The sequence below is a fragment of the Lentzea terrae genome (genome assembly GCF_003265345.1).
Lineage (GTDB): Bacteria > Actinomycetota > Actinomycetes > Mycobacteriales > Pseudonocardiaceae > Lentzea > Lentzea terrae.
In genome coordinates this window covers 356,863-362,862 of record NZ_QFWW01000002.1, presented here as the reverse complement: position 1 = coordinate 362,862, position 6,000 = coordinate 356,863, and the positions used below count along the sequence as shown (strand labels likewise).

Below are 6,000 nucleotides of genomic sequence, written 5' to 3'. Positions count from 1 at the left end.
CGTCGGCGATACCCGCTGACGCCATTCCGGGAGCGCGCCACGAGGATTCCATCTATATCTCGCGAAGCCGAAGCCGAAGCCGAAGCCGAAGCCGAAGCCGAAGCCGAGCCGAGCCGATGTTCCTATGGCAACGCGGACCGAAGGCAACCTCGTGTGGCGATGCGAAGCGAGCCGGACAGGGCTATGCGTCATCGGGTAAGCGGTAATGACCGCACGCTGAACAACCCAACGCAACCACGTACGCCTGCGATTGGGGCTTGACTTTGGGATCGAGGTGCTACCGTTTCGCGGATCGGACGGCTGCGAAGCATCCGTCCTTTTCCGTCCGACGCAGCGCCTCGAAAGGGCCCCGAAGTCAAGCCCCAATCGCGATCGTCGCGAAGCGGCGATGAAATGACCCGGCCCGTCCAGCTCAACGCGACCACGCTGAAACGCAACCCGACTGCGACAGGCGCCCAACCCTGCCTGGCACACGTCAACCCGCCTGGCGCGCGCCCAATCCGGCTGGCACGCGCCCAACCCACGTAGACGCGCCAACCACCGCCTTGGCCCGCAACCACCCAACCGGACCACCCCACGACCCCTCCACCACCCGAAAATCCCAACTAGGGTGGAGGCCGTGGACGCACTGGATCCCATTGAGTCGGTAAACACGTTCATCGGCACAAAGGACGAGGGCAACACGTTCCCCGGCGCGTCAATGCCCTTCGGCAAGGCGCATTCCAGCCCGGTCGGCTCCCACTACGCCGGCTACCGCTACGACGACCAGGTGATCCGCGGGTTCGGGCACTTCTTCCTGTCCGGCGCGGGGTGTTGGGAGCAGGGCGGCCTCGTACCGATCCTCCCGGTCACGCAGCTGCCGGCCAGCTTCGACCACAAGCGGTACGCCGCGAAGTACAGCCACGACGGTGAGATCGGCAAGCCCGGCTACTACAAGGTCAAGCTCGACCGCGACATCACCGTCGAGTGCACCGCGACCACGCGGGCCGGTGTCGAGCGGTACACGTTCCCCAGTGGGGTCAGTGGCACGCTGCTGATCAACGTCGGCCAGGCCAACGACAAAGAGCCGGTGTCCGCGAGCAGCATCAAGATCCTGGACGACCGCACGATCACCGGAACCGTGGAAACGCAGGCGTTCTGCGGTGGAAGGCCGTACATCAGCTACTTCACCACCACGTTCGACCGGCCCTTCAAGGAGTTCGGCACGTGGTCGCCGAACGGACCCAGGCCCAAAGAGAGAACTTCCGCGGGCGGCGCAGGCCTGAGGGGCGCCTGGGTCACCTTCAGCCCGGGCCAGGTCACCGCGTACACCGCACTGTCGCAAGTAGACGAAGCAGGCGCGAGCAACAACCTGACAAAGGAAACCTGGAACAAGTCCTTCGACGACCTCCGCAACGAGGCGCAGGACGCCTGGCGGAAAGAGCTCTGCTGCATCGAGATCGAGACCGAGGACTGGGACGAACGGGCAGTCTTCTACACGGCGCTGTACCACGTGCTGCTCCAGCCGTTGACGGGCAGCGACGTGGACGGCCGATATCGCGGCTTCGACAACCAGATCCATCAAGCAGATGGCTGGACGTACTACGAGTACTACTCGCTCTGGGACACCTACCGCGCCCACAACCAGTTGCTGGCACTGATCCGGACCCAGAAGTCAAAGGACATCGCCAGGAGCATCCTCGCCATCCACGAGCAGGGCGGCTGGCTCCCGCGCTGGGCCTACGCCAACCAGGAGACCAACTGCATGACCGGCGACCCGGTCACGCCGTTCCTGGTCGATCTGTGGCGCTTCGGTCACCTGAAGAACTACGAAGAGCAGGCGTACCAAGCTCTCAAACAGAACGTCGACGGGGTGCCGCCGGAGGCATCCCGCTTCCAGGGCAGGTCGGGCAACCCGAGCTACCTCAAGAACGGATTCGTCCAGTACGACAAGCGCTTCCCGAAGAAGGGGCAGGACACCGACCCGCACCACGGTGCAAGCGCGACGCTCGAGTACGCGCTGGCCGACGCCACGCTCGCGATCATGGCTGGGGCGCTGGGACACGAACAAGACGCCGAGCGGCTCAGGAAGCGCGGTGAGAACCACCGCCAGCTCTGGGACCACAGCGTCACGGACCGCGGCTTCACCGGGTTCCCGCGGCCGAAGCTGAGCAACGGCGCGTGGCTCAGTCCGTTCAACCCCCAGGGGCCGGACGGGTTCCACGAAGGCACCGCCTGGCAGTACCAGTGGCTGGTCCAGCACGACATCAGCGGGCTGATCACCGCGCTCGGTGGCAAGGCGGCGGCCGAGGCCAGGCTGGACGACTTCTTCGCCTACCAGGACCTGCTGATCGACCCGAAGCGAACGGTCAGGGAGAAGTGGGTTGTCGGGCCGTACGACTACTACAACCAGTTCAGGTACAACCCCAACAACGAGCCGGACCTGCACGCGCCGTGGATGTACGCGCTCATCGGCCGGCCGGAGAAGACTTCGGTGGTCGTGCGGGCCGCGCAGACGTTGTTCGTCAACGGGCCTGCCGGCGTCACGGGCAACGACGACCTCGGCACGATGTCGGCCTGGTACGTGTTCAGCGCGCTCGGGATGTATCCCGCGGTGCCGGGAACTGGTGAGTTCGTGCCACACGCACCCAGGTACGAAAGGGCCGTGGTCCACCTCGAGAACGGCAAGGACATCGTGATCAAGGCCGAGGGCGCGGACACCACGAAGACGCAGGTGGTGGAGCGGATTCGGAGCGGGTGGCTCAACCGGAGCAAAGATCGGATCGAGCTCGCGGAGCTCACTTCGGGAACCACGCTCGAGGTCGACCTCCACACACTTTCCAATTGAGACGCAAAAACGGTCGTAGGCTCGTCCAATGGGCACCTGCGCGAGCTGTGGCACGGAATTCGCGCCCTTGCCGTCGCGGGCGCGGTACTGCTCGAACGCGTGCCGTCAGCGTGCCTACCGTCAGCGGTCCGCCGGTACGTCCACTGTGGTCGCCGAGTTACCCGGTTACGACGACGCGTTCGTCGGCAGGGAGCGTGAGCTCGCGGAGCTGCTTTCGTTGCTGCGCAAGCACCGGATGCTCACGCTCGTCGGGTCGGCCGGCGTCGGCAAGACGCGGCTCGCGGTCGAGCTCGCCGAGCGGGCCAGGAGAACCGAGGCGCGCACGGTCGAGTTGGGCAAGCTGAGCAGACCGGACCAGGTGGTGCAGGCGTTCGCCGAAGCCGTTGGGGTGTACCAGCACGCGGGGGTCGCGCTGCGGACCACGTTGCTCCAGGAGCTCGCGCACCGCAGGATCCTGCTGCTCGTCGACAACTGCGAGCACCTCGTCGAGGAGTGCTGCGACGTCGTGGACGCGCTGCTGTCGCGGTGTCCGGGAGTGCAGGTTCTCGCCACCAGCAGGGAAGCGCTGCGAGCCGTCGGCGAGGCCGTCTACCCGGTGCACGGCATGGACGAGGACGCGGTCCGGTTGTTCGCCGAACGGGCGGGTGAGCACGGCGACCAACAGGCGATCGCGGCGATCTGTGCAAGGCTCGACGGCGTGCCGCTCGCGGTGGAGCTCGCGGCCAAGGTTTCCAGGTCCGTGTCGTTGGACGAGCTCGCCGACCACCTCGACCAGCGGCTCGACCTCCTCAGCGACGTGGACGAACGGACCCGGCACCGGAGTCTGCGCGCGGCCATCGCGTGGAGTCACGACCTGCTGACGAGGCACGAGAAGGAGCTGTTCCGCCGGCTCGCGCTGCTGCCCGGCGGGTTCGGGCTCGACATCGCCCAGGTCGTGCACGGCGGTCCGGTGATCGGCCTGCTCAGCGCGTTGCAGGCGAAGTCGTTGGTGGTGCGGGAGAGCGACGGCCGCTTCCGGATGCTCGAGTCGGTGCGCCTCTACGCGGAGGAACGCCTCAAAGAGCAGAACGAGTACGAGGTCACCGCCGAACGGATCATCGCCTGGCTGTGCGGGTTGGGTGAACCCGGTGTCGCGTCGTCGATCCTGGCGCCGGAGCAGCTGACCGCGCAGCACCAGGAGTACGACAACGTGGTGTACGCGTTCGCCCATCTGGTGATTCCGGAAGACGAGCGCCGCCTGATGCTCGCGACGGTGTTGCTGAGGGTGTGCTTCGACCGCGGTTACTTCGCCGAGGCGGGCGCGGTGCTGATGCAGGTGCTGGACCAGACGCCCGCCGATGCCCGCTACCGGATCCTGGCGCTGGAGTACGCGTCTCTGTTGGCGAGCCACGAGGAACGGCACGACGACGCGGTGAAGTACGCGGCCGAGGCGGTCGAGACGGCCCAGGCAGGTGGGCAGCACGAGATCATGTGCCGTCTTCACCGCACGTTAGCGGGCGCTTACGACGGCGCGGACGATCTGCCGAACACCGTATCGGCGTTGCGCCAATCGATCGAGCACGGCGTACGCAACGGCAACGACGTGAGTGTGGCTGTGTCGCGGCACAACCTCGGCTGGTGCCTGCTGAACACGGGTGACATCGGCGAAGCCGCCCTGTTGGTCGAGGAGTCGCTGCCGATCCTGCGGGCGCACGCACGGCCGGACATCGTGGCCGTCGTCGTGCACACGTGGGGTTGCATCGCTTTGGAACAAGGGGATTTGACGGCTGCGGGAGCGCGGTTCGCCGAAGGCGTGCGGATGTCGGCGCACGTGCCGCGAGCCGTGCTGGAGTCGGTCGAGGGTCGTGCGGTGGTCGCGGTGTTGTCCGGACGGCACGAGCTCGGCGTGCGATTGCTGGTGGCGTGCGAACAGTTGCGCGCGACGTGGGTTGTTCCTGCCCAGCCGTGGTGGCGGCGGAAGATGGACGCCGCGCTGGACGTCGCACGGGAAGCCCTGTCCCGTGCGGCTTTCACGCGAGCGGTGAGCGCCGGCCGGGCGATGGACGTGCGCCATGCCGTGGAAACCGCGCTGGACAAGGAGACCGTGCTGAGCGACCGGCAGCGCATGGTCGTCGAGCTGGTGGCGCAGGGCATGACGAACGCGCAGGTCGCCGCGAAGCTCGGCATCTCGCACCGCACCGTGGAATCCCACGTGCACAACGTGAAGGCCGCGTTGAATCTTTCGTCTCGTGCTCAGCTGATGGCGTGGGCCCAGTCCAACTGAGACGTAACGCTGCGGTTCATCCGGATGACTTCGCGCTTCCCGCCGTTCATTGTGGGTACAACCAACGGAGGGGAGGGGGCGACGTGGAACCGTTCCGGTTGCTGCACCCCGACCTCGTGCCGCAAAGACGTGAGTCGCTGCAGCACGCGGCGTCCATGCTCGTCCAGATGGGGTTGGACGACACGGTGCTCTCGGCTTCGCCCGTGCACCAGCGGCTTGCCCGCGTCGTGCTCGCGAGCAGCGACGTCATCGAGTGGAAACCCGGCTACGGCACCGGTGACGCGTGCCACGACGACCGGTTCGGCATCGTGCGGGTGGGCGGCGACCGCGGTGGCGTGTTCCTGTCCAGCATCCTGATCGCCTACCTCGACGTGCTGGAGAACGCGGCGCGCATGGGCACCTCGATCAGCGAGGACTCCTGGCGCACGCTGCTCTGGGCACCGACCGCGCTCTTCGACCACGTGCTGCGCCGCCCCCAGGTCGGCATGACCGTCGTGACACCCGGACCCGGCTCCGAGTACCTGCCGCACGAACGTTCCCAGGCCGGCCAGCGCCTCTACCTCGCGCTGATGCAGGCCGTGCGGTTCGCGGTCAGCGGCGTGGTGCGCGCCCAGGACGACCGTCCGCTGGTCGAGGACTGCGTGACGCTCGCGACAGCCTGCCTGCGGGCAGCCACGGTCGCGCTCGCGTTCGCCTGCGACGTCCGGCACGACCGGCCGTTGTCGATCATGGAGACCTCCGAGCACCGCTACCTCTGGCAGATGATCAGCGAGGTGCGCGCGGCCGTCCCGCGGGCCCGCTTCGAGCAGTTCGCCTCGGCACTGCGGCGGCTCAACGACGTCTACACCGCAAGTCCTCTGCTCGTGTCGGGTTGCTGACTTCGAACGTCTCGACTTCGCGCCGACTTTCG

General features: G+C 67.0%; 3 protein-coding genes. All 3 read left to right on the top strand.

Annotated features, from left to right (window positions below; all coding sequences use genetic code 11):
- Positions 1 to 619 precede the first annotated feature (619 nt).
- The 3 genes from DI276_RS04930 (at position 620) to DI276_RS04920 (ending at position 5,968) form a co-directional block, all read left to right on the top strand.
- Positions 620 to 2,827: a GH92 family glycosyl hydrolase gene (locus DI276_RS04930; protein WP_232836451.1), complete on the top strand. Its 2,208-nt coding sequence runs from the start codon at positions 620 to 622 to the stop codon at positions 2,825 to 2,827.
- 28 nt (positions 2,828 to 2,855) lie between these two features.
- Positions 2,856 to 5,090 carry a helix-turn-helix transcriptional regulator gene (locus DI276_RS04925; protein WP_112262061.1) on the top strand — a complete coding sequence of 745 codons (2,235 nt, stop codon included), beginning with the start codon at positions 2,856 to 2,858 and terminating at the stop codon, positions 5,088 to 5,090.
- Between the two features lie 83 nt (positions 5,091 to 5,173).
- Entirely contained in the window at positions 5,174 to 5,968 is a 795-nt protein-coding gene (locus DI276_RS04920; RefSeq protein WP_112262060.1) for a hypothetical protein, read from the top strand.
- The last annotated feature ends 32 nt before the right edge of the window (positions 5,969 to 6,000 follow it).